This window comes from Loigolactobacillus zhaoyuanensis (assembly GCF_003946385.1).
In the GTDB taxonomy this organism is placed as follows: domain Bacteria; phylum Bacillota; class Bacilli; order Lactobacillales; family Lactobacillaceae; genus Loigolactobacillus; species Loigolactobacillus zhaoyuanensis.
The window spans coordinates 16,715-39,663 of record NZ_RHOE01000011.1 but is presented as its reverse complement, the minus strand read 5'-3'; the positions used below and the strand labels follow the sequence as shown (position 1 = coordinate 39,663).

Here is a 22,949-nt window from a genome sequence, read left to right as displayed (position 1 = left end):
ATGCAATTAAATCAGTTACACCACATCGCAATCATTTGTTCCGATTACACGGCAAGCAAACATTTCTACTGCGATTTACTTGGTTTTCAGCCGCTACATGAAGTTAAGCGCGCTGAACAAGCAGATATTAAACTTGATGTTAGTAATGGCGCGCTGCAATTAGAGCTGTTTATTAAAGCCAACGCACCGCAACGCGTCAGTTATCCCGAAGCACAAGGCCTGCGCCACGTGGCCTTTAAAGTTGCTGATGTGGCCGCAACGGTCGCTGAATTACAGCAACTTGGTATCGCCACCGAGCCCATTCGTTATGACACTGAAAATGGTGCTGCGATGACCTTTTTCTTTGATCCAGATGGCTTGCCACTGGAACTACATGAATAGTACTGTCATTAGTTTTCGCTGCGCAATATTTCTGGTGGTCATTCCCCACATCTGCCGGTATAATCAAAGGGACAGCTACTGCTTAAAATCAATACGACTTTAGTTGGTAAAACGAAGCGAATGTTGTAAAATTGAAGCAAGCAGTAGCGAAGTTAGATGATCTACAGCATAGGGGGGAACAACGTGGCATTAGTGAATATATTTGGTATTGTCTTATGGCTAGTCGTGTTGGGCGTGATCTGGTTTACGTTGCACAATATTCGTAGCCGTCGTCTGCGGCGTTTAGTCAAAAAACAACATCAATTTAGCGGTAAAGACTTCACCATATCCACGGTATTAGTGCTCATCGCGGTTTTATTACTGGGAATCGCCAGTTATTTAACCTTTTTCCGTGATGTCGATTTGGAAGATAACTCAGCGGTCGCACTAAAATACGACTATGAGCCGCTAGTCATGACACCGATCGGCGGTAAATTTTATGATGTTAAGGTTGAAAATGGTAATGGCAAGCAGCCGCTGCAGCATTACACTTACTGGGTAAAGGGCGCACGCTACCAGATAACCAGCAGCAATGCAACGGTTGTGGCGGGGCCAAAACCGCTCAACGTTACCGCCACCAATTATCCATGGTCACGTAAAGAATTGGCGCAGCAGGATAAGAAGTATGAACAAACTTATGCGGCGACCATGCACGCCACCTATAAATCAACGGTGATCAACGGATTAGGGTTACGCGCTGGCCGCACAGCCATGCGTTTCACACTGATTCGAGTACCAAACTCATCAGTGATTTATTTGAAGCCAGCTAAATAAATATCAAGTGGACTACTGACAGAATTTTTGTTGGTAGTCTTTATTTTAGTTTAAAATGAATCGTAAAATAGTTGAGCTAGACTTGCAAAACTGTTTTTACCCCGACATAATAGAAGAATAGGGTTGCTAAGGCGCCTTTTTTACAATCAAATATTACCAAAACCACTTGCTTTTAGTGGGTAAAATGCTACTATTTTCTTGATAGGTAATTCCTTAAAAACGGAGGGCAAGCATGGCAGAACATAATTTGGACCCGCAGCTCAGGCTGATCGCACTAAACGCTAATCGGCCATTAGCGGATAAGATTGCCGCGGCGGCTGGTGTGCAGCTGGCGAAGACATCGGTTAAACAATTTAGTGATGGTGAGATTCAGATCAACCTTGAAGAAAGTATTCGGGGCGATGAAGTGTTCGTCATTCAGGCAATTTCTGATCCGATCAACCAAAGTTTGATGGAACTCATGATCATGATCGATGCGCTACGCCGCGCTAGTGCTAAATTTATTAACGTGGTCATTCCTTATTACGGTTATTCGCGGCAAGATCGCAAAGCGCGCTCACGGGAACCCATTACAGCGAAGTTGATCGCTAATCTATTGCAAATGGATGGCGCAACTCGTGTGATTGCCTTAGATCTACATGCAGCACAGCTCCAAGGTTTCTTCGATATTCCCGTTGATCATTTACAGGCCGCACCATTATTGGCTAATTACTTTAAGGCCTGCGGTTTAACTGACGTGGTGGTGGTTTCACCTGATCACAGTAGTGTCGCACGTTCACGGCAAATGGCTACCTTACTAGGTGGCGCGCCAATCGCCATTATTGACCGCCGTCAAACAGCGACATCTGGTGAAAACTTAAGTATTATCGGTGACGTTGCTGGTAAAAAGGCGATCGTGGTCGATGATATGATCGATACTGGCCACCGTATTATTAGTTCGGTGGATGCTTTGAAGCGAGCCGGCGCAACTAAAGTTTACGCTACCGGCACGCACGCTGTTTTCTCTGACAACGCAACGGCTAAATTGCAGGCCTCTGCGGTGGAGCAAGTGGTGGTCACCGATTCAATTGCGATTCCACCGGAAAAACAATTTGCTAAGTTAGCGGTTGTCTCTGTTGGCGAATTGATCGGTCAGGCAATTAAATTGATCCACAACGATCAACCGATCGATGAACTATTTCATACAATTGCCGATGAAAATGAAGATTAATTAAGGTAGTAAGCCAAATTTTTGGCTTGCTGCTTTTTTATTTTGAAATAAAATGGCAATTTAATGAGTTAAAGATTAGAATTAAGTCTATCAAATATAAAGAGGTGGTCATTTTATGCGTGCAGTATTAACCGTAATTGGACAAGACAAAGTAGGAATCGTGGCTGGTGTAAGTGCGACGTTGGCGGAATTAAATTTTAATATCGTTGACATGAGCCAAACCATTATGCAACAGAATTTTACGATGATGTTAATGTGTGAAATGCCGCAAAACAAGGTGGACTTTGAACAAGTTCGCGCGCGCTTGAATGAGCTCGGCAGTCGCTTAGGTGTGCAAATTCGTATTCAGCGAGAAGAAATTTTTGACGCAATGCACAAAATTTAACGGAGGTGCCGCAGATTGGAAACTAGCCAAATATTAGAGACTATTCGCATGATCGATGAGGAAAATCTGGACATTCGTACGATCACCATGGGTATTTCGCTACTTGATTGTATCGATCCCGATATTGAACGTGCTTGCGATAAAATTTATCAAAAAATCACGACCAAGGCAGCGCATTTAGTTGAAGTTGCGGCTGCTATTGAAGCTGAATATGGTGTCCCAATCATTCATAAACGAATTGCGGTAACGCCGATCAGCATTATTGGCGCAGCCACAAGCGCAACGGACTATCTGCCCTTTGCTCAAGCTTTGGATCGTGCCGCAAAAAAAGTTGGCGTAAACTTTATCGGTGGTTTTTCTGCGTTAGTTCAAAAAGGTTACCAAAAAGGTGATGAGATTTTAATTCACTCAATTCCCAAAGCTTTGAGCCAAACCGAATTTGTTTGTGGCTCAGTCAATGTTGGTTCCAGCAAGTCGGGTATCAATATGGATGCTGTTCGCGATATGGGTGAGGTTGTGAAGGCTGCCGCCGCGCTTTCGCCACTAGCACCAGCAAAGTTAGTCGTCTTCGCTAATGCTGTTGAGGATAATCCATTTATGGCCGGCGCTTTCCATGGTGTCGGCGAAGCTGATGTTGTGATCAACGTTGGCGTTAGTGGCCCTGGCGTCGTTAAGCGGGCACTGGAAAAGGTTAAAGGCCAACCCTTTGACGTGGTGGCGGAAACCATCAAGAAAACGGCCTTCAAAATCACGCGCGTCGGTCAATTAGTCGGCCATATTGCAGCGGAACGATTGGACGTGCCATTTGGGATCGTTGATTTATCACTGGCACCAACGCCAAAAGTTGGGGACTCGGTAGCGCGGATCCTCGAAGAAATCGGCTTAGAAACCGTCGGCACACATGGGACTACTGCCGCGCTAGCCATGTTAAATGACGCCGTTAAAAAAGGTGGCGTTATGGCGTGTAATCAAGTTGGTGGCTTATCCGGCGCCTTTATTCCTGTTTCTGAAGATGAGGGAATGATTGCTGCGGCTACCAGTGGCGCGCTGAATTTAGAGAAATTAGAAGCTATGACGGCAGTTTGTTCAGTGGGCTTGGATATGATCGCCATTCCCGGCGATACGCCAGCCACCACGATTGCAGCCATGATCGCCGATGAAGCTGCCATCGGCATGATCAATAACAAAACGACAGCTGTGCGGGTAATACCAGCGGTGGGCGCCAAAGTCGGTGATAGTGTTGAGTTTGGCGGTTTACTGGGCCGTTCACCAGTAATGCCGGTGAACACCGCCTCTTCCGCCGCTTTAATCGCTCGCGGTGGGCACATTCCAGCGCCAATTCATTCATTTAAGAATTAAGCGGACTAAAAAAGACATCTTACAGATGTCTTTTTTGCGTTCAAGCGCGCTTGATCAGTTGCGCAAGTTCCTTAATACCACGTTCAAATTCGGCCGGTGTTATATAGGCAAAAGACAGGCGAATCGCCTGCTGCTCACCATAAATACTGCCGGGGTTAAACAGAATATGTTGTTTAAGCGCCGCTTGAAATAACCGCTCAATATTGATTACTGGATTTAATTTTAGCCAAATATAAAAGCCACCACGCGGTACTTGCCAAGTGGCTACGGCGGCTAAATGGTTGGTCAAACTAGCTAGCGCGGCATCACGTCGTTGCCGCAGTTGTTGGCGTAATTCAGTTAGATAGCTGTCGTAAGCAGAATCAGCCAGTAACGTCGCCAACAGTTGTTGCGCCAGTGAACTTGCGCCATAATCGGTTTGCATTTTCACATCACTTAGCCGGCGAATAACGGCAGTTGGGCCGACGATCCAACCTAGGCGTAAGCCAGGGGCCAATGTTTTCGAGATCGTACCTAAATATAGAACGTTGTTGGCCTGATCGAGCGCTTTTAGTGGCAGGGGTGGCGGGGTTTCCAACCATAAATCTTGATAGGCGGTATCTTCGATGATCGGTAATTGATGCTTTTGCGCAAATTGTAATAATTGTTGGCGTCGTTGGCGCGTCATCACACTTCCAGTAGGGTTTTGAAAACTGGGGATTGTGTAAAGTAATTGCTGCGTGGTCGCGCTTGGCGGAATCTGCCAGTAGCACAAGCCGGCATCATCTTGGGCAACCCCTTTCAAGGTAGCTGCGGCTGATTGGAACACCTGCAGTGAGTTTAGGTAGGTAGCCGCTTCAGTATAAATGGTCGCGCCGGGTTTGAGCAGCGCCACGGAAATAAGCTCCAGCGCTTGCAATGAGCCAGAGGTGATCAAAATGTTTTCTGGTTGCGCGTTGATCTGCCAGCATTGTAGTCGCTTGGCCAGCGCTTGCCGTAAGTTCAGCGCGCCAAGTGGCTCTAAATAATTCAGTTGGGTGACTTGTGGGGTGATCGTTTGTAATGTTGTTTGAACTAACCGCCGTGGAAATAATTCTGGCGCTAATTCGCCGGTACTAAGGCGTAAATAATGCTTGTTTTCCAATCGATTAATGGTTTGGATCGTCGGTAAGTTGGCGTTAAATTGGCCATCTAAATAGGGCTGCCAGTCTAACGCTAACGACCAAGTATTGCTGGCAACGCGGGTTCCGTCACCGTAAGCACTGGTCAAAATACCGTCCGCTTGTAAATTGTTTAATGCCGTGATGATGGTGCTGAGATTAACACCAAATTGCTGTGCCAGCAGTCGTTGAGCCGGTAACTTGTCGCCAACCAACCAGTTACCTTGTTGAATTTGTTGGCGACAATAGGCGCTGATTTGTTGATATAATGGGACTGTCGATTGTGGATCAGGCTGCCAGGTAATTTCCATGATGGCTCCTTTGCAATGGTTGGGTCAATATTTTAGATTTGGTTGGGTGCAGCCGCTAAATTTATCTCTATAATAACCAATTAACAGCGAAAATAAAAGAATGACTAGAGAAGGTTGGTTGGGATGACTCATTATTTACAAGGTTTATTATTTGGCATCGCCTATATTGCCCCGATTGGTTTACAGAATTTATTTGTGATCAACACGGCACTGGCGCAACCGCGGCGACGTGCACTACGGGTGGCCGCAATCGTAACGTTTTTTGATATTAGCTTGGCGCTGGCAACTTTTTACGGCGTCGGTAAATTATTGACCTGGCTACCATGGCTAAAGTTAGTCGTACTCGGCGTTGGTAGCTTGATCGTACTTTATATCGGCATCAGTTTAATGCGCGCCCAAGCACCACAATTGCAAAAAAGTGCGCCGACGCAGTTTAGTTATTGGCGGGCGACGATGGCCGCTTTTGCGATCGCTTGGCTGAATTCGCAGGCGCTTTTGGATGGCACGCTATTATTAGGTGCGTTTCGGGCTTCATTGGCACCGTTAGCCGCTAACTTTTTTATTGTTGGCGTTATGACGGCTTCAGTGGTGTGGTTCACTGGGCTAACGTTACTGATTTCTTGGCTGCGTGATCGTTTCACGACTAAATTTTTGCTACTACTGAATCGTATTTGTGGCGTGATCATTATTTTGTACGCGGTAAAACTGATCAGCGAATTTTTCCAATTAATTTGGTAGAATTAAAGCAAAGTTATTTAGGTCATTGCGACCGTTATGGAAAGGTGAGCAGAAGATGCGTTATTTAATTTTACTGCGCGGCGTTAATGTTGGTGGCAATCATCGAGTGGTCATGGCCGAGTTACGCCAGCAGCTGACGGAACTGGGATTTGATCAAGTGCGCTCGTACATCAATAGTGGTAATTTGATAATTGATAGTTCGTTACCCTTAGTTGAAGCTCAAGCCGTGGTGACCACGCTGTTGGCGACGCAATACGATTTTCCGGTAGCAGCGCTGGTGATCGAAAAAGACGTCTATTTGGCGGAACTAGCGCAAGCACCAGATTGGTGGGGTGCTGAAGGCGATCTGCGCCACAATACATTATTTTTCCTGCCAACGTTTACGCCAGAAATGTTAGTGCCGTTGCGGCAGCAAGAATTAATTTACGACCAAATTCATTACGGGCAGCACGCGCTATTTTGGACTGCCCCCGCTAAGCAAAATTATTCGCGTAGCCTGTACGCAAAGTTATTGCCGCTAGACTTGTATCCGGCGGTCACGATCCGAAATCGCAATACGACGTTGAAATTAGCGGCTTTATTGCAGAATTAATGCATTCCCAAAGTCGTGTAGTATAATGAAAATAGATACTTAATTTAGTATTAGTATCGTTTTGAGCACACTTTTATTTTGTAAGGGAAGGGACTTTTGAATGTATAAAGCTGTCGTTTTTTTCGATTTAGATGGGACTTTATTTGATAATGACAAGCAGGTGACTGCCGCTAGTGTTAAGGCGATTGCGCAACTCAAGGCGAACAATATATTACCGGTGATCGCCACTGGTCGCAGCCTGTTTGAAATCACGGGTACGCTAGAACAGGCCGGAATTGATTCTTGTGTCTGCGCGGATGGCAGCTATATTCAAGTCGCTGGCCGAGCATTGAAAACCGAGTACTTAAAAACAGCCGATATCACGGCCATTACCGAATACGCACAGCAAAATGATTTAGCCGTTTCTTACTATAATTCTAATGGATTTGTGGTCAGTCATGAAAATAAATTGGTGCGCGCAAACTACCAAGAGTTACAGGAGCGGGTGACAGTCGCGCCGGAAGCTTATCTGACGACTAAGGTCAACATGTTGTTTGTCTTTAGTCAGGAAACGGATAAGCAAGATGATGTTTATCGCGAGCGCTACAAAGGTACATTTAGTTTTTATCGCAATAATATGCGCGGTCTAGATGTGGTCAAAGCAGGCGTGTCGAAGCGTTCAGGGATCGAGTATTTGTTGAACCACATGGATCTAGAAGCTTTACCCACATATGGTTTCGGCGACTTCTACAATGATCTACCGATGTTCGAGGTGGTCAAAACGCCGATCGCCATGGGTAACGCGGTCCCTGAAATGAAAGCTAAAGCGGCTTGGGTCACGGCTAGTAATATGGATAACGGTATCGTTAAGGGCTTGCAGCATTATAATTTAATTTAACGCAAAAAAAGTTTAACTGGCATGTGCCAGTTAAACTTTTTTAATTACTATTAAGGCTACATGCTAGTCTTCGTCATCATCATCGTCTTCTTCGACTAAACCTTCCCAAGCCGTTTTGCCTAGAACAGCTTGTAGGCGGCGAATAGCTTGGTTGTTTTGTCCACGGAGATCAGTCAGAAAGGCAGCCATTGCCGGACGATTTTCTTTATCGGCTAATGCGATGGCGCGATCGATGAACATATTCTGTGTTGCGTAGTCATGAGCTGTGATATCGACTAATTCGGTGTTGCCGCGATATTTATTACGACCATCTTCCTCTAACATAGCGTAGCTGCCGTATTCAGCTGAAGTTGAGGGTGGTAATTCATTTTCGTCGAGCAAGACTTTGGCTAAAGCGTCGAAGTTCTTGCGACCAGCACTGATCAATTCGGTGTAAAGTGGTTGGAGTGCTTCAGCAGCAAAACCATCAAGGAACCAACTTGCCTGGTGTAATTTAACATTGTTGACCTGAAGATTGGCCAAAATATGACCAGTCATGGCGCCGGCAGTTGGTGTGTGGTGATCGGTGTCTGCTTGTTTTACTTCGGCTTGATAACGTGCTTCGATTGCTTCTTCGCTCATGTTTTGTTCCTCCAATGATTTCCAAATGTGTTCTAAATTCAACATTATCTGCTATTTATTATTTAAGCTTTAACTTTGATTTTCTCAACCGTGTAACCTAATTTGGTCACTACGTCGGCTAAATCTTCGGCACTAGTTTCTTCGTCGTTGAAGTCGGCTTTAACTTTTGCGGCGTTGAATAGAACTTTAACATTTTCAACACCGTTGTGGTTTTTAACGGCATTTTCGATTTTCTGCATGCATGATGGGCAAGTTAGTGCGCCTAATTGTAATACTGCTTTTTTTGTCATATCGAATGCAACTCCTTTTGAATTAATAGTTGGATTTTCAAGCGGGCTAGCTTTCTTTGCTCCGCCAGTTAAGCTGGCAAGTCGGGCGGGCCGCTTTGTTTATCCTTACTTGATGACTATAGTATACCGCCGTGGTGGCAGTTGGAAATTGATATCGGTCAAGTTTTACTGAATTAAATTAGTTGGTCAGTGTTATTTTAAATGGTTTATTTAGCTTATTTAGCAGTCCTTAATTCCGCAGCTGGCTCGGCTTTTTCATGGCCGTAGTTGATCAAGCGCATTGCGTTGAAGATCACGACTAGAATGCTGGCTTCGTGGACGAACATCCCACTGGCCATGTAGATAAAGCCGGCGACTAAACCGATCAGTAAGAAAGCTACGACACCAATGGCGATGGCGATGTTTTCTTTAGTATTGAGTACGGTTTTCTTGGCTAGGCCGTAAGCATGGACTAAAGCGTGAAAGCTGGATTGCATCAAGACTACGTCGGAAGTTTCAATGGCGACGTCGGTGCCGCTACCCATGGCGATACCAATGTCAGCTGTAGCTAGAGATGGGCTATCGTTGATACCATCACCAACAAAGGCTACGATGCGGCCATCTTGCTGGAACTGTTTAACGAATTCAACTTTTTGCTCGGGCATTAATTCGGCGTGAACTTCGTCGATGCCGACTTCTTTAGCGACGTAATCAGCGGTAGCTTGGTTGTCACCAGTCAGCATAACCAGATGCTTAGCGCCTTTTTCCCGTAACTGCTGTAATTCAGCGGCGACTTCAGGCCGAATGATATCGGCGATACCCAGCATCAAGACTAATTTACTGTCAACGGCGACTAGGACGATCGAGCTGCCAGTCGTTTTCAAGTTGGCTAAGTCTTCTTGTTGGCTGGCGCTTAAATGAACACCGTTAGTGGCAAGCAACTTATGATTACCGGCTAAAACCGCATGACCGTCGATGGTAGCCGACAAGCCTTGCCCTTTAATGGTTTGATTGGCGGTAATGTTTAGTGCTTGATAACTGTAATCTTTTTGTTCAGCGTAATTAACCACAGCGCGGCCTAAAGGATGATCGGATAAACTTTCGATTTTCGCAGTTAAAGCAAAAGCTTGTTCTAGTGGTAGCTCATAGCTGTTGACTTTAGCAACGGAGGTATTACCTTTAGTCAGAGTGCCGGTTTTGTCGAAGACGAAGGTATCAACTTTGGCGAAAGTATCCATGGCGTCGCCGCCTTTGATCAAGATACCACGTTTGGCGCCGTTACCGATGCCGGCCACGTTAGAAACAGGGGCGCCGATAACCAAGGCACCAGGGCAACCGAGCACTAAGACCGTGATCGCCAGTTTGAAATCACGGGAGAAAATGAAGACCAATAGCGCGATGATCAAAACGGCTGGCGTGTAATATTGGGCGAAACGATCGATAAATTTTTCCGCGTGAGACTTGGTGTCCTGCGCATCTTCAACTAATTCAATGATCTTGGCGAAAGTCGTATCGTCACCGACTTTAGTGGCGCGAACTTTCAAATAGCCATCACTAAGCATAGTGCCTGAGAAAACATCATCGTCAACTTGTTTGGTGATCTCACGTGATTCACCAGTGACTGCTGACTCGTCGGTATAACCATGACCGTCAACGATCACACCGTCAACGGGGATCGCCGCACCAGTTTTAACTAGGACGATATCGTCTTCTTCAACGTCATCAACATCGACTTCTTCTGTAGTGTCGTCATCATGGACCAAAGTGGCCGTTGTTGGCGCCATTTCGGTTAGGGACTTGATCGACTGACGTGTTTTGGATAAGGTCCGTTCTTCTAAATAACTCCCGAATAAGAACAAGAAAGTGACGATCGCTGATTCATTATATTCACCAATAATGAACGCCCCGATAACGGCGATGCTGACTAACAACTCAATACTGATCACCTTAACGCGTAAGGCTTGAAAGGCGTGAAGCATGATCGGGATCGCGGCAATGATCGATGCTAACGCCAACACAATGTTGTAAGTTAGCAAGCTACCGGCGAATTTACCTGCATAGCCGAGGACGATTAAAATAGCGGTTAGTAACGTGATTTGATTGTTGTGTGTCTGGATCCAATTTTGAAATTTCATTTTTCCGCACTCCTTTTCGATGTGGTTGAGTGTATTTTACTAAAGTGACGCGCGGCTCCTTCCGTACTGTAGCAGTGAGTCGAATCAGCTCTTGTTCCATATCACTCAACTTGATGACTTAACTATAAGCGCTAAGCTAAGTGTGCGAATTGACAAAGGTCAAGTTTTAACAAGTTTATCAAAAAAGTTTTTGATGATCTTTTGGTTCTTTCTGAACTTTGGCTGGATTAACTCGTAGGCAGAGTTAATTTGGTGCCATTCCGGCGCCTCCATTTCACCTTGGCAGTTTTAGAACACTATTTAATTAGTTAGGTTAATCGTCTTAGCTGGTTCAATTAGGATTAACCGGCAGTTGTTAGAGACTTGTAGTTTTAAGTAGATTATATGCGCATATAAACACCGACAGAACAGCCTTTAACCTTATTTGTTCCTTTATATATACGTTTGAGCACGCTGATTTAGCGGCATAACTTTTTTATGATTGAATTTGAATTTCTAACTCGCAGTTGATCTGAGATCAATGCTGCCAAGTTCTATTTAACTTGTAAAAGTTTAACTTGGTAGGTGGCTGCTGGCGCAGTGACGGTGATCACTGCCGGCGTACGTTGACCGCGGATCGCTTGGCCTAAAGGTGAAGCGGTAGAAATTTTACCGGCACCGACGTCGACTTCTTCCTTGCCGACAAGCTGATAGGTGACTTGTTCGTGATCATCGAGAAATTCCAGTGTTACTGTATTGCCGATATCCACGCTGCCATCGGTTTTGGGCGTTATTATTTGTGCGTATTGGAGTTGTTTGTTCAAATAGCGCAAGCGACTTTCTAAGTGGCGCAAGTCGCGTTTGGCCGAACTATACTCGGCATTTTCTGATAAATCGCCTAATGCGCGGGCGGCCTGTAAGACTTTGATCCGCTGCGGTTTTTCTTGTTGCAGTTGCTCGATTTCGGTGCTGATCTGGTCGTAACCATTTTGCGTCATTTTATTGAAGTAAGGTTGCATAAATTGAATCGACCTCCGATTTTTTCGTGTGCACAAAAATGTAGGTATATAGAATGAACGCTTTTTTGCACATTTATACTAGCTTAGTTTTAGAAGCTTGTCCAAGTATAAATGATAAACGGCACCTTAACAATTTAAGAAAAGGCTTGCATTTTATTAGTATGTCATATATATTTAATGACGTACTAATAAATAAAAAAGGTGGCTATCAGTATGCAACAAATTTATTTCTTCAACGAAGGTCGGCGGGATATGCGTTCATTGCTTGGCAGTAAAGGGGCCAATTTAGCTGAAATGACGCATTTAGGCTTACCAGTACCGCAAGGATTTACGATTTCGACAGTTGCATGTCACGAATACGAGAAAAATCAAAATCAATTGCCGACTGCATTACAGGCGGAAATTGTTCAATCATTAGAACGTTTAGAAGCAATCACAGATAAAAAATTTAATTCGGTCCAGACGCCGTTATTGGTCTCTGTTCGTAGTGGGGCAGCCATTTCAATGCCTGGGATGATGGATACTATTTTAAATCTAGGCTTAAATGATCAAACAGTGATCGGATTAGCTGAGCAAACGCACAATGAACGTTTCGCCTGGGATTGTTACCGGCGGCTGTTGCAAATGTTTGGTAACGTGGTTTATGGAATGCCTGAGCAAAATTTTGAAAGCGTATTAGCAGATTTTAAACGCCGCAATGGTTACCGCACCGATTTGGACTTAACTGCGGCCGACTTAAAAGCGATCGTTGGTCGTTTTCAAGAATTATATTTAGAATCTGAACATGGCGCCTTTCCACAAGCGCCGGAAGAACAACTGAGCTTAGCGGTAGCGGCAGTCTTTACCTCATGGCAGAATTCGCGGGCAAAAGTTTATCGTCAGTTGCATCATATTGACGGCAACATCGGCACGGCAGTCAACGTCCAGGCGATGGTTTTCGGCAATAGTGGCGCTGATAGTGGGACTGGTGTGGCCTTCACCCGTGATCCAGTAACTGGTGAAAAGAAAGTCTTTGGTGAATTTTTGCAGAACGCCCAAGGTGAAGATGTGGTTTCCGGTGTGCGGACGCCGCAAGGATTGTCAGCGATGGAAGCAATGTCACCACAGGCCTACCAACAGTTTTTGACTGCTGTCGCTAAGTTGGAACAGCATTACCATGATATGCAAGATGTAGAATTTACTTTAGAGCACGGCAAGCTTTATTTCTTACAAACGCGTAGTGGTAAGCGTACCGCTAAGGCCGCAGTTAAGATCGCAGTCGATCAAGTTAATGAAGGCTTGATCGAACGCAACGCCGCTTTATTGCGCGTCGATCCTGAACAGATCAGTAATTTATTGCACCCAGAATTTGCGGCAGCAACTTTAGCAGCGCAGACACCACTCACGAAAGGCTTACCAGCTAGTCCTGGTGCGGCTAGTGGTAAGATTTATTTCACTGCGGCTAGCGCAAAAGCAGCCCATGAAGCCGGCGAAAAAGTTATTTTGGTCCGACAAGATACCTCACCCGAAGATATTGCGGGTATGGTGGTGAGTGAAGCCATCGTCACTTCACGTGGCGGTATGACTTCCCACGCCGCAGTGGTCGCACGGGGGATGGGCAAATGTGGTGTTGTTGGTTGTGCCCATTTAGTTGTTGATCAAGAAAAACAGCAAGTTACCATTAACGGCACCGTTTTTCCTGAAGGCAGTGAATTATCAGTCGACGGCGCTTCAGGACAAATCTATCAAGGTCTGTTAGAAGCAACGCAAGCAACACAAGATGAAAATTTACAAACCATATTGAGCTGGGCCCAAGCCGTTGGTCAAATGGACGTTTACGCTAACGCTGACACACCAAGCGACTTTGCTCAAGCGCTGGATTTTGGCGCTAACGGAATCGGCTTGACGCGGACGGAGCACATGTTTTTTAAGGCGGACCGGCTATTGAAAATGCGCCGCCTGATCATTGCCGGGACGGTATCGGACCGAGTTGCCCCATTAGCTGAATTAGAAGAATTACAAACAGAAGACTTTTACCAGCTTTACAGCTTGGCGCAGGGTAAAACAGTAACGATTCGTTTACTGGATCCACCGTTAAATGAATTTTTGCCCCACGATGCTAAAGAACTTGCACAAGTGGCTAGCGCGCTTAATATGTCAGTTAGCGCGCTGGAAAAGCGGGTCGCGGTGTTGCATGAAGCTAACCCAATGCTCGGCCATCGTGGAAGCCGGCTGGCAGTCACTTACCCTGATATTTACGAAATGCAGGTGACGGCGATCATCAATGCAGCTCTGCGTTTGAAGCAGGCTGGTGTGCCGGTTAAACCGCATATTATGTTACCACTGATCGATACGTTACCAGAATTACAATGGGTAAAAGCACGTTTAGTGGCTAAAATAAATGATTTGTTGGCGCATGCACGGACGTCATTACATTATCAAATTGGGATCATGGTGGAAATGCCACGGGCATGCATGGTTGCCGATGAATTAGCGACTGAAGCTGATTTCTTTAGCTTTGGGACTAATGATTTGACCCAGTTGACCTTCGGCTACTCACGCGATGATATCGGTAGTTTCTTACCGACTTATTTAGAACAAGGTATTTTAAAAGAGGATCCGTTTAAGACACTGGATGTTGAAGGTGTTGGTAAGTTGATGAAAATGGCTGTCGATAAGGGCCGTTACCAGCGGCGTTCGTTGCCGATCGGTGTCTGCGGCGAATTAGGTGGTGATCCTGCTTCAATTCAGTATTTTGCTGAAATCGGCATCGATTATGTTTCGGTTTCGCCATTCCGTGTGCCTAGCGCTATATTGGCTTGCGCCCAAGCGGCGATAAAACGTGATTACCAAGCTAGTAAAGTCGCCGTGCAACCATCATAAAAATCAGCTATACTAAGCAGTGTCTGTGGAATAAACTGACTCGTGTATGTTGGTTAAACCGCACGCTAATTATTAATGTGAAGGATGGCGCTGGCCGTGGAATTTACTAAGCGACAACGAGAAATTATTGCGATCGTTAAACGCGAACAACCAATCAGTGGGGCTAATATTGCAGCTCACTTAAATTTAACGCGGCCGACTTTACGTAATGATCTGTCGATTTTAACCATGACTGGCATGCTGGATGCGAAACCCAAAGTTGGCTATTTCTACGCTGGTCAGCATGTGACTAATTTATCGTTTGAAGTGTTGTACGCCGCACCAGTCGCGACAATCATGTTAGCGCCAGTGCTGATCAAGCCAACAACTACAGTGCAAGACGCCATTACGAGTTTGTTCATGAATGATGTTGGGTCGCTGTATGTGGCTGATGAGCAACAACAATTGCTAGGCGTGATCTCGCGTAAGGACTTATTGCGTAGCACGGTCAGCGGCGGTGATTTGCAGCAAAATTATGCGTCATTGATCATGACCCGGATGCCAAATGTTGTGACCACCACGCCTAACGTGCGCATTTTAGATGCCGGCTATTTATTAAAGGAGCACCAGGTCGATTCATTACCGGTGTTAGCCGCAGACACGCAAAAAGTGGTTGGAAAAATCACTAAAACACGATTGATGGCGTATTTTGTTGAACAGGGCCTAGCCATCGAACAAGAGCGAATCTAAGTGTCTTGAAAGTGTCGCTGAATGTTGAAATGGGCTTGTGTTTATACACCTGACCAAGCGTTGTATCAGCTACGTTTATTAATGGCTGGGGCCAATGAGCAACCATATTTATGAAGTAGGAAGTGACGTCGTGATTATTTATATTATTTCGGATGCAGTTGGGGAAACAGCTCAGCGTATTGTGCAGGCGACTTTATTACAATATCCGCAACTTAAGCCAGTGATTCGAACCTATTCGTTTGTGACCACAGAGGCTGAGTTGACGCCAATTATGCAAGATGCGGCGGCTGAACAAGCTGTTGTAGCCATTACTTTTGTTGCGCCTGAATTAGCAGCCGCAGCCCAAAAGTTTACCACTGCGCATGACTTGCCATTGATCGATTATATGTCGCCTTTGATGCAAGTGCTCACAGCACAAACGAACATGGCACCATTGGCGCAGCCAGGGATGCTGCATACGATCAATACGGATTATTTCAAAAAGGTCGCTGCGTTGGACTTTGCGGTGGCTCATGATGATGGTCAAGGATTACAAACGTTAGCCAAGGCCGATTTAGTGATCCTCGGCGTTTCACGGACGTCTAAAACGCCGGTCAGTCTCTACCTGGCGGAACAGCGCTTGAAGGTAGCTAATATTCCGTTATTGCCGAATAATCCGTTAGATCCAGCAGTTTATCAATTGCCTAAGGAAAAGTTAGTCGGCTTGATCATTAGTCCGCAGCGGCTGCAAAAAGTCCGTCAGACGCGTATGACTGCGCTAGGATTAAGCGCGGATAACTACTATACAGATGTGGCTGCGATTGAAAAAGAGCTCGCTTATGCGACGGAGATTTTTGCACAGTTACAAATTACGCCGATCGACACGACTGAGCGTTCGGTGGAAGAAACCGCCGCGCTAATTATGGATCGCTAAAAAAGTTGTGCTGGTCAAAATGGCTGGCACAACTTTTTTGGTACAATTTTTTTACAAATTAGGCAAAATTGCGTATAATCCATATTAGAATCAATCTAATTAGATAATAATTATTGACAGGAAGAAGGATCATCAATGCCAATTAACGTTCGTGATGCCCAAGCAGTTTATAAAGATGTTGGCGAAAGTATTATTTTTGAAACATTACTGTTGAAACGTGCCGATCAGGCGCAAGAATTAGCGGCAGTGCAAGCTTTAGCTACTAATATGCAGTCTGTGATCAATAGTATGAATATTCGGTACCCCGAAGGCCGTTTAAGTGTAACCTTTGGCTTAAGCGCTGCAGCGTGGACTTACTTATTCCCCAATGCGCCACGACCAAAAGAACTGGAAGAATTCACAACGATCGAAGGGCCGAAATATACGGCGCCGGCAACTGGCGGCGATCTTTTCTTTCATGTCCGCGCACATAATGAAGCAATTACTTATGAAGTGATGGATCAATTTGGCAGCTTCATTCAGGCGGCAACGACCGTCCTTGATGAAACGCACGGTTTCCGTTATTTTGAAGGCCGCGCGATCATTGGTTTCGTTGACGGCACTGAAAATCCAGCAGAAGTTGAAGGCGCAGATTATGCACTGATCGGCGATGAAGATCCTGAATTCATCAATGGTTCATACGCTTTTGCGCAAAAATATATCCACAATATGGAAGCTTGGAAGGCTTTAAAAACCGAAGAGCAAGAAAAAGCGATCGGCCGTAAAAAATATTCTGATTTAGAATTAGCCGATGATGAAAAAGCTAAAAATGCCCATAATGTGGTTTCCCAAGATAATGAAAATGGCGTTGAGCATAAAATTGTGCGCATGAACGTTCCTTATTCGGACCAAGGCGTCACCGGAACTTATTTTATTGCTTACGCGCGTGAATGGGCAATTACTAAGCGGATGCTGACCAGCATGCTAACCAATAGTGATCGACTACTGGACTTCAGCACGCCAATTACTGGAGCGTTGTTCTTTGTCCCATCAAAAACAGTTTTAGATCAGATCGGTGAAGGCGAACTGTAAGTAACGATTGAAGCCGTTAGCCTAGTGCTAGCGCCTTTTTTTTGATTGGAGGTGAGTTTGGTGCAGATTCAACATTATTGCGCATTAGGTGACAGTATCACCGATCGACGTAATCAGTTAGTGAGTAAATGGTATCAGGATTGGCTTGTCGAATGGTGGCAACCAGCTAAAACAAGTTTGTTGGCAGTTTCTGGTTCAACGGTCTGCGCAGAATTTGATTCAATGGCAGCGCGCAGTCGCATGATTCCAGATGATTGTGATCTGCTAACGATTTATGGTGGCATCAATGACTTTGGCCGTAGCCAGCCGCTGGGGCGTTTTGGTGACACTTTGAACACGACATTTTATGGTGCGCTCGATCAGCTATTACGGAGTATATCGCGGGAGCATCCGCAAACTGCTGTTTATTTCATTTCCCATGTGCGGATCGGTACTGATTTTTTTCCAGCCACCAATCAGTTTGGACTTCAGCAAGCCGATTACGAGCAGGCGATCGCACAAGTAACGGCGGCCTATGCGGTACCACATTTAAGTTTGTATCACAGCTGGCTGAATTTTGCGACACCATCTTTGGCGGAACGGTACAGTTTAGATACGCTCCATCCGAATGATGCCGGCCAATTAGCAATTGCACATTTGATCGATGATTTTGTGAAAATCCATTAAAAAAACCATGCTTAAGTTAGGGGAAAAACTAACTTAAGCATGGCTTTTTATTTTGCTGTTGGATTCTCGCCAGCTAAGATGCGCTTGGCATCGGCTTGACTTAAATTGTAGTGATAATACTTTTGATAGAATTGTTGCGTCTTTTCAGTCATATCAAGTTGCTTGAATTGTGCGGGGTGCAACTTTTTAGCCGCCCACAAAACTTGCAGGGATTCTTCAGCGCTATAGCGATCCCAAGCAAATGTTCCTTGTGGATTGCCATAAACGTGCCCGGCTTTGACTGCTTTTAAGCTAGCAAAACGAGAATCAGCGCGCAATGTTTTCAGGGCAGCTTTACTGGTTGTGCTGCCGATAATGATCACATCAGGATTAGCGGCGACAACTTGTTCGGCTGTCACTTCGATCATATTACCTTTAGTGGTCAAGGCGTTTCGGCCACCGCTTAACTTGATCCATTCATCAACGATCGTATCACGACCATCGACTTTTAATAAATCTTGCGAATTGACAATGTGCAAGACTTTAGGCTTGGTCGTGCTATTTTTGAGTTGCTGAGCAACATAACTAATATTGCCATTTAATTCCTTAGTATAAGTTTTAGCGATACTTGGCGCCGTACCACCAAGGACTTGCGCCGTGACTTTAACTGACTTCTTAAGTCCAGCGAAATCTTGATACATTAGGTTCACCGCCGGGATGCCAGCTTTAGTGGCTTGTTCTGCTTGGGCGGCATCAGCAGTTAGGACAACGTCAGGTTTTAACTTCAATAATTCCTCAGTTTGTAGATCATCGCCGCTGAAAGGGGAAGTGACGCTTTTGATGGCGGGAAAGACTTTGGTGAACCAAGGCATTTTTTTGATTGTATCAGTGGTTGCCACCAACTTTTTTTGACCATTTAACAATAAAACGACTTGATTATTGGCGTGCCATAGATCGGCTACTCGATCGACGTTTTTGGGGAGCTTGATCGCGGTGCCGGTGAGGTCAGTGACGCTGTGCGTGCTGGCCGCTTGAGCCGGTGCAGCCGTTGCCAGCGTCGTTGTTAAAAGTAAACCAATAACGACGGCGTATTTTTTCCAAATTTTCATGCGGATCTCCTTTGCTTAGCTTAGAGTGGTGTAGCACTAAACGTACTAAAAAAGCAGATCAAACCAAATCTAGTCACCCTGCAGGCTCCTAAATGCGGCTTGATCAACGATACAAGTCTTTTGATGACTATCAGGCAGTTCGATGACTTGCAGGGGCAGCTGGTAAACTTGACTGAGATTTTCACTGGTCAAGATATTTGCGGCGGCACCACTATGCCATCGGCCGTCTTGGGCTAACGTACTGACCTGATCATTTAGTAGAAGGGCTTGGTTGGGATCGTGCGTGGTTAGTACGATCCCATAACCATCGTGCGCTAACTGGCGGATCAATTGCAAGACGCGCACCTGATTGGCCACATCTAAAGCAGAAGTTGGCTCATCAAAAATAATCAGTGCTGGTTCCTGTAGCAAGGCACGGACAATACTGGCCAGTTGCTGCTGACCACCGCTAACGGCTGAATAACTATTTTCAGCCCGTGCGGCTAAGCCAAAGCGCTGTAGCAACTTATCGGCTTGAGCAATATCACGCTGACTAGGTGCGGCTAACAAGCCCAGATAAGGCGCACGGCCTAATAAAACATAGTCGCGCAAGCTAAAGGAGACTGGCGTGCGTTCGCTACTCATTTGCGGGACGTAGGCAATTTTACGGGCCCGAGCAGCGGGGGTGACTTTGGCTAACGGTTGATCATCGAGCATGATGGCGCCACTTGTTGGCCGATAAACACCGGCTAAACAATTCAATAAGGTCGATTTACCGACGCCATTGGGACCGAGGATGCAATGGATTTGACCGCTATGTAATTGGAAATCAATATCGCTAAATAGCGGTGTTTTTGCATATCCAAAACTTAGTCCTTTAGCAGTTAGCTCGGTCATGATAAGGTCACCCGTTTCTTCAATAATAACCAGACAAACAGCGGCGTGCCGATAAAGCCAGTTAAGATCCCTAATGGAATTTCGCCGGCGCTGACGGTTCGCGCAAGACTATCTAGTAGCAACAAGAAAATTGCACCGAACACGGCGGCTAAGGGTAATGATTTAGCATTATTCTGACCGTTTACTAGGCGGGCAGCGTGGGGAATCACTAAGCCGATCCAGCCGATCGTGCCGCTGAGGCAGACCGCGCTGGCTGTCAGCACCGTGGCGCATAAAATAACAACACCTTGTTCTAAACGCAGGTTAGCGCCTAGGGTAGTGGCTTCTAATTGGTTCAAGCTAAGTAAATTAAGCCGCCAGCGTAAAGCATAGAGGACGATCCCAGCAATTAATAAGGTAGGTAAGTTTAAACCTAGATTTGTGAGGGTAACTTTTTCTAGACTGCCTAATTGCCAATAAGTAATGCTCGGTAGCTGCTGGTCGGGATCAGCCAGGTATTTCAATAGGCCAATGATTGCTTGCATAAAACCACTGATAATAATGCCGGCCAGAACAAGGGTCAGACTACCACGAGTGTGGAGCAGGTGTTGGATCGTGATGGCGGCGCTCACTGCCAATAAGCCGCCGATAAACGCACTGACTTGAATGCCCGCTGAGTGATAACCTAAAATAATTGCGAATGCGGCCCCAGCTGCAGCGCCATTAGAAACGCCTAACAGATCAGGCGAAACTAGTGGGTTATGAAAAATAGCCTGAAAGGCAGTCCCAGAAATTGCTAACGCGGCCCCAATGATGGCGGCGGCAATGATCCGCGGCAAGCGTAATTCAAGTAAAACTTGCTGATCGGTTGGATCGACTGCGGCAGCTAAATGTAGTGGATGCAGCACAAATTGCAGAATAGTGCTGGGTGCAACTGGGTAGCGCCCAACACCTAATGCGGCCAGCGCGACAAAAATTAATAGCATGATGCTCAGGCCTAATAAATGCTGATTAATTTTTAGCGCTTTTTTTTGAATAATTTTGACCTTCTTTTCTTATAAATTTACCTTAAACTAAGTGTAACAGTTAAAAAACTCGATGCTTATTAGGGAATTGACTAATTTAAATCGCGCACAACCTCTGCCATACTGACAATATCAAATGATAAAATCTGCACATTCTTGTTTGAATGGTAAAAGTGAGGTAAACGCCGTGCATTATGTTGCCATCGCAGCGCAACCACTAGATGTCCAAGCGCTGTATGAAAAACTAAAAGCGCCAGAATTTGGCGGAATCGTTACCTTTGTGGGAACCGTTCGTCAATGGACTGATGAAATCGAAACCCAGTCACTTGAATATACGGCGTACACCGAAATGGCGCTGAAAGAAATGACTAAGTTAGCTGTCGCAATTGAAGCAAAAGGGGCCAACGTGGTGATCGTTCATCGCGTCGGCCAGCTTGAGCTAACCGACGAGGCCGTTTTTGTAGGCGTTGCTGCCGCACACCGTGGTGAAGCCTTTAAGTGGTGTGAATACCTGATCGATACGGTCAAAAAACAAGTGCCGATTTGGAAGAAAGAATTTGACACCGACAAGATTCGTTGGGGAGGCTTGAATGATGTTTAACGTTAAGCTATTCGCTATTTTAGCTGAACAAATTGGCCATAGCGAAGTTCAATTGACGCTTACCGCACCAATTACGGCCGCCGCAGTTAAGACAGCATTGCGGGCGCAATATCCGCAAACTGCCAGTGTTTTAGCCGACTGTCTAGTTGCAATCAACCAAACGTTTGTCAGCGAGGAGCAGTTTGCCCCTAGCGAAGTTACTGAGATCGCTCTAATTCCACCGGTAAGTGGTGGTTAACATAAATGTCGGAACGTGTTTGAAAAGCATTGGTTTAAACACGCGTGAGTACGTCAACTGATTTAGGAGGCTTTTTCATGAAACAATTATACGATCGCTATGATCGCTTGCATAATTATGTTCGGATCTCGATTACTGATCGCTGTCCGCTACGTTGCGTTTATTGTATGCCTAAGGAAGGTTTACCTTTTTTCCCAAGTGAACGTGTTTTGTCGCAGGATGAGATCGTCCAAATGGTGGAAAATTTTGCTGAAATGGGCGTTTCTAAAGTCCGCTTTACTGGTGGCGAACCACTGTTGCGTAGTGATGTGGCTGAAATTGTGCAGCGTGTGCACGAGATTCCTGGGATCGACGATATTTCCGCCACCACTAATGGTTTGTATTTACCGCGCAAAGCAGCAGCCTTGAAGGAGGCTGGTTTGCAGCGGCTTAACATTAGTTTGGATACCTTCGATGCGGAACGCTACAAAAAAATCACCCGCGGTGGTAACATTAAGCAAGTGCTGAAAGGGATTCAAATTGCCAGTGACCTCGGTTTCATGATCAAGTTAAATGTGGTCGTTATTAAAGGCCAAAATGATGACGAGATCCTCGATTTTTTGAATTATACCCGCACGCATAACGTTAATATTCGTTTCATCGAGTTCATGCCAATTGGCAACCCATTAAAGACGTGGCAAAAGGAATACGTTGGCTTAAAGAGCGTGTTCGATGTTTGTGCTGAAAATGGGTTGGCTTATGATCCAATTGACTTGACGGGTAACGGTCCGTCAGAGAACTTCAAAATTAAGGACGCTGTAGGGAGTTTTGGTTTGATTCACCCTATTAGTAATAAATTTTGCGAGACCTGCAATCGGCTGCGGATCACGCCGGATGGTTATTTAAAAGCTTGCCTATACTGGGACGAAGAAATCAATATTCGCCAAGCTATTCCGGATAAGGAGGAATTTCAGCGTTTGATCCAGAAAGTATTGGATAGCAAACCGCTAAACCACGAAATGGCAATGGCGGACGCTGATAAGGTTGTCAACAAGGCCCCAACATGGCGTCACATGAGTCAAATTGGAGGTTAA

At 45.5% G+C, this 22,949-nt stretch carries 24 protein-coding genes; 16 read left to right on the top strand and 8 right to left on the bottom strand.

Translation table 11 applies throughout. From position 1 onward, the window contains the following. The 5 genes from gloA2 (at nt 1) to EKM76_RS04000 (ending at nt 4,148) form a co-directional block, all read left to right on the top strand. On the top strand, nt 1-381 hold the full coding sequence (gene gloA2, locus EKM76_RS04020) for an SMU1112c/YaeR family gloxylase I-like metalloprotein (RefSeq protein WP_125549411.1): 381 nt from the start codon (nt 1-3) through the stop codon (nt 379-381). A 183-nt stretch (nt 382-564) separates the two neighbouring features. Next, nucleotides 565-1,194 (top strand): LVIS_2131 family protein, encoded by a 630-nt coding sequence (locus tag EKM76_RS04015; protein ID WP_125549410.1) that lies wholly within the window; start codon nt 565-567, stop codon nt 1,192-1,194. Nucleotides 1,195-1,426: 232 nt separating this feature from the next. Then, nucleotides 1,427-2,404, top strand: a complete 978-nt coding sequence (locus tag EKM76_RS04010; protein ID WP_125549409.1) for a ribose-phosphate diphosphokinase — start codon at nt 1,427-1,429, stop codon at nt 2,402-2,404. A gap of 115 nt (nt 2,405-2,519) precedes the next feature. After that, nucleotides 2,520-2,789 carry an ACT domain-containing protein gene (locus tag EKM76_RS04005; RefSeq protein ID WP_125549408.1) on the top strand — a complete coding sequence of 90 codons (270 nt, stop codon included), beginning with the start codon at nt 2,520-2,522 and terminating at the stop codon, nt 2,787-2,789. A gap of 15 nt (nt 2,790-2,804) precedes the next feature. Beyond that, nucleotides 2,805-4,148, top strand: coding sequence for a PFL family protein (locus EKM76_RS04000; protein WP_125549407.1), 1,344 nt, complete (start codon nt 2,805-2,807; stop codon nt 4,146-4,148). Nucleotides 4,149-4,188: 40 nt separating this feature from the next. On the opposite strand, the gene EKM76_RS03995 is transcribed toward EKM76_RS04000, so the two are convergent. Further along, on the bottom strand, nt 4,189-5,598 hold the full coding sequence (locus EKM76_RS03995; RefSeq protein WP_125549406.1) for an aminotransferase-like domain-containing protein: 1,410 nt from the start codon (nt 5,596-5,598) through the stop codon (nt 4,189-4,191). 123 nt (nt 5,599-5,721) lie between these two features. On the opposite strand from EKM76_RS03995, the gene EKM76_RS03990 reads away from it, so the two are divergent. From EKM76_RS03990 to EKM76_RS03980, 3 genes are all read left to right on the top strand, one after another. Further along, entirely contained in the window at nt 5,722-6,336 is a 615-nt protein-coding gene (locus EKM76_RS03990; protein WP_125549405.1) for a LysE/ArgO family amino acid transporter, read from the top strand. 55 nt (nt 6,337-6,391) lie between these two features. Next, the gene (locus EKM76_RS03985) at nt 6,392-6,928 is read left to right on the top strand and encodes a DUF1697 domain-containing protein (protein WP_125549404.1); all 537 of its coding nucleotides are present in this window, start codon (nt 6,392-6,394) and stop codon (nt 6,926-6,928) included. A gap of 100 nt (nt 6,929-7,028) precedes the next feature. Further along, on the top strand, nt 7,029-7,805 hold the full coding sequence (locus EKM76_RS03980; protein ID WP_125549403.1) for a Cof-type HAD-IIB family hydrolase: 777 nt from the start codon (nt 7,029-7,031) through the stop codon (nt 7,803-7,805). A 63-nt stretch (nt 7,806-7,868) separates the two neighbouring features. Here the strand turns inward: EKM76_RS03980 and EKM76_RS03975 are convergent, their stop codons facing one another. The 4 genes from EKM76_RS03975 to greA form a co-directional block, all read right to left on the bottom strand. Continuing rightward, on the bottom strand, nt 7,869-8,426 hold the full coding sequence (locus tag EKM76_RS03975; protein ID WP_125549402.1) for a ferritin-like domain-containing protein: 558 nt from the start codon (nt 8,424-8,426) through the stop codon (nt 7,869-7,871). 62 nt (nt 8,427-8,488) lie between these two features. Then, on the bottom strand, nt 8,489-8,716 hold the full coding sequence (locus EKM76_RS03970) for a heavy-metal-associated domain-containing protein (RefSeq protein WP_125549401.1): 228 nt from the start codon (nt 8,714-8,716) through the stop codon (nt 8,489-8,491). A gap of 215 nt (nt 8,717-8,931) precedes the next feature. After that, the gene (locus EKM76_RS03965; RefSeq protein ID WP_125549400.1) at nt 8,932-10,830 is read right to left on the bottom strand and encodes a heavy metal translocating P-type ATPase; all 1,899 of its coding nucleotides are present in this window, start codon (nt 10,828-10,830) and stop codon (nt 8,932-8,934) included. A 533-nt stretch (nt 10,831-11,363) separates the two neighbouring features. Further along, on the bottom strand, nt 11,364-11,828 hold the full coding sequence (greA, locus tag EKM76_RS03960) for a transcription elongation factor GreA (RefSeq protein ID WP_125549399.1): 465 nt from the start codon (nt 11,826-11,828) through the stop codon (nt 11,364-11,366). Between the two features lie 213 nt (nt 11,829-12,041). On the opposite strand from greA, the gene ppdK reads away from it, so the two are divergent. From ppdK to EKM76_RS03935, 5 genes are all read left to right on the top strand, one after another. Continuing rightward, on the top strand, nt 12,042-14,690 hold the full coding sequence (ppdK, locus tag EKM76_RS03955) for a pyruvate, phosphate dikinase (RefSeq protein ID WP_125549398.1): 2,649 nt from the start codon (nt 12,042-12,044) through the stop codon (nt 14,688-14,690). A 96-nt stretch (nt 14,691-14,786) separates the two neighbouring features. Continuing rightward, a complete protein-coding gene (locus EKM76_RS03950) occupies nt 14,787-15,419 on the top strand; it encodes a helix-turn-helix transcriptional regulator (RefSeq protein WP_225417868.1) in 633 nt (210 codons plus the stop codon). Nucleotides 15,420-15,549: 130 nt separating this feature from the next. Continuing rightward, nucleotides 15,550-16,332: a pyruvate, water dikinase regulatory protein gene (locus EKM76_RS03945; RefSeq protein ID WP_125549396.1), complete on the top strand. Its 783-nt coding sequence runs from the start codon at nt 15,550-15,552 to the stop codon at nt 16,330-16,332. 135 nt (nt 16,333-16,467) lie between these two features. Continuing rightward, the gene (locus tag EKM76_RS03940) at nt 16,468-17,403 is read left to right on the top strand and encodes a Dyp-type peroxidase (RefSeq protein WP_125549395.1); all 936 of its coding nucleotides are present in this window, start codon (nt 16,468-16,470) and stop codon (nt 17,401-17,403) included. A 60-nt stretch (nt 17,404-17,463) separates the two neighbouring features. Further along, nucleotides 17,464-18,069 (top strand): SGNH/GDSL hydrolase family protein, encoded by a 606-nt coding sequence (locus EKM76_RS03935; protein WP_125549394.1) that lies wholly within the window; start codon nt 17,464-17,466, stop codon nt 18,067-18,069. A 47-nt stretch (nt 18,070-18,116) separates the two neighbouring features. Here EKM76_RS03935 and EKM76_RS03930 read toward each other — a convergent pair whose 3' ends face one another. The 3 genes from EKM76_RS03930 to EKM76_RS03920 all read right to left on the bottom strand — a co-directional run bounded on the left by EKM76_RS03930 (nt 18,117) and on the right by EKM76_RS03920 (nt 20,998). After that, complete coding sequence (locus tag EKM76_RS03930; protein ID WP_125549393.1) at nt 18,117-19,157, bottom strand: ABC transporter substrate-binding protein; 1,041 nt, start codon at nt 19,155-19,157, stop codon at nt 18,117-18,119. A 69-nt stretch (nt 19,158-19,226) separates the two neighbouring features. Then, a complete protein-coding gene (locus tag EKM76_RS03925) occupies nt 19,227-20,033 on the bottom strand; it encodes an ABC transporter ATP-binding protein (protein ID WP_125549392.1) in 807 nt (268 codons plus the stop codon). Beyond that, nucleotides 20,030-20,998, bottom strand: a complete 969-nt coding sequence (locus tag EKM76_RS03920) for a FecCD family ABC transporter permease (RefSeq protein WP_125549391.1) — start codon at nt 20,996-20,998, stop codon at nt 20,030-20,032. Before EKM76_RS03920 ends, EKM76_RS03925 begins: the two co-directional genes overlap by 4 nt. A 226-nt stretch (nt 20,999-21,224) precedes the next feature. Between EKM76_RS03920 and EKM76_RS03915 the strand changes: the two genes are divergently transcribed. The 3 genes from EKM76_RS03915 (at nt 21,225) to moaA (ending at nt 22,949) form a co-directional block, all read left to right on the top strand. Beyond that, nucleotides 21,225-21,638, top strand: a complete 414-nt coding sequence (locus EKM76_RS03915; protein ID WP_125549428.1) for a molybdenum cofactor biosynthesis protein MoaE — start codon at nt 21,225-21,227, stop codon at nt 21,636-21,638. Continuing rightward, nucleotides 21,631-21,876, top strand: a complete 246-nt coding sequence (locus EKM76_RS03910; protein ID WP_125549390.1) for a MoaD/ThiS family protein — start codon at nt 21,631-21,633, stop codon at nt 21,874-21,876. Before EKM76_RS03915 ends, EKM76_RS03910 begins: the two co-directional genes overlap by 8 nt. Nucleotides 21,877-21,953: 77 nt before the next feature. Next, entirely contained in the window at nt 21,954-22,949 is a 996-nt protein-coding gene (gene moaA, locus EKM76_RS03905; protein WP_125549389.1) for a GTP 3',8-cyclase MoaA, read from the top strand.

Excerpts from the sequence above, each read along its gene's own strand:
- gloA2 (WP_125549411.1), top strand. The coding sequence starts at position 1 with ATGCAATTAAATCAGTTACACCACATCGCAATCATTTGTTCCGATTAC.
- EKM76_RS04010 (WP_125549409.1), top strand. The coding sequence starts at position 1,427 with ATGGCAGAACATAATTTGGACCCGCAGCTCAGGCTGATCGCACTAAAC.
- EKM76_RS04005 (WP_125549408.1), top strand. The coding sequence starts at position 2,520 with ATGCGTGCAGTATTAACCGTAATTGGACAAGACAAAGTAGGAATCGTG.
- EKM76_RS03995 (WP_125549406.1), bottom strand. The coding sequence starts at position 5,598 with ATGGAAATTACCTGGCAGCCTGATCCACAATCGACAGTCCCATTATAT.
- EKM76_RS03990 (WP_125549405.1), top strand. The coding sequence starts at position 5,722 with ATGACTCATTATTTACAAGGTTTATTATTTGGCATCGCCTATATTGCC.
- EKM76_RS03985 (WP_125549404.1), top strand. The coding sequence starts at position 6,392 with ATGCGTTATTTAATTTTACTGCGCGGCGTTAATGTTGGTGGCAATCAT.
- EKM76_RS03980 (WP_125549403.1), top strand. The coding sequence starts at position 7,029 with ATGTATAAAGCTGTCGTTTTTTTCGATTTAGATGGGACTTTATTTGAT.
- EKM76_RS03975 (WP_125549402.1), bottom strand. The coding sequence starts at position 8,426 with ATGAGCGAAGAAGCAATCGAAGCACGTTATCAAGCCGAAGTAAAACAA.
- EKM76_RS03970 (WP_125549401.1), bottom strand. The coding sequence starts at position 8,716 with ATGACAAAAAAAGCAGTATTACAATTAGGCGCACTAACTTGCCCATCA.
- EKM76_RS03965 (WP_125549400.1), bottom strand. The coding sequence starts at position 10,830 with ATGAAATTTCAAAATTGGATCCAGACACACAACAATCAAATCACGTTA.
- greA (WP_125549399.1), bottom strand. The coding sequence starts at position 11,828 with ATGCAACCTTACTTCAATAAAATGACGCAAAATGGTTACGACCAGATC.
- ppdK (WP_125549398.1), top strand. The coding sequence starts at position 12,042 with ATGCAACAAATTTATTTCTTCAACGAAGGTCGGCGGGATATGCGTTCA.
- EKM76_RS03940 (WP_125549395.1), top strand. The coding sequence starts at position 16,468 with ATGCCAATTAACGTTCGTGATGCCCAAGCAGTTTATAAAGATGTTGGC.
- EKM76_RS03930 (WP_125549393.1), bottom strand. The coding sequence starts at position 19,157 with ATGAAAATTTGGAAAAAATACGCCGTCGTTATTGGTTTACTTTTAACA.
- EKM76_RS03925 (WP_125549392.1), bottom strand. The coding sequence starts at position 20,033 with ATGACCGAGCTAACTGCTAAAGGACTAAGTTTTGGATATGCAAAAACA.
- EKM76_RS03920 (WP_125549391.1), bottom strand. The coding sequence starts at position 20,998 with ATGCTATTAATTTTTGTCGCGCTGGCCGCATTAGGTGTTGGGCGCTAC.
- EKM76_RS03910 (WP_125549390.1), top strand. The coding sequence starts at position 21,631 with ATGTTTAACGTTAAGCTATTCGCTATTTTAGCTGAACAAATTGGCCAT.
- moaA (WP_125549389.1), top strand. The coding sequence starts at position 21,954 with ATGAAACAATTATACGATCGCTATGATCGCTTGCATAATTATGTTCGG.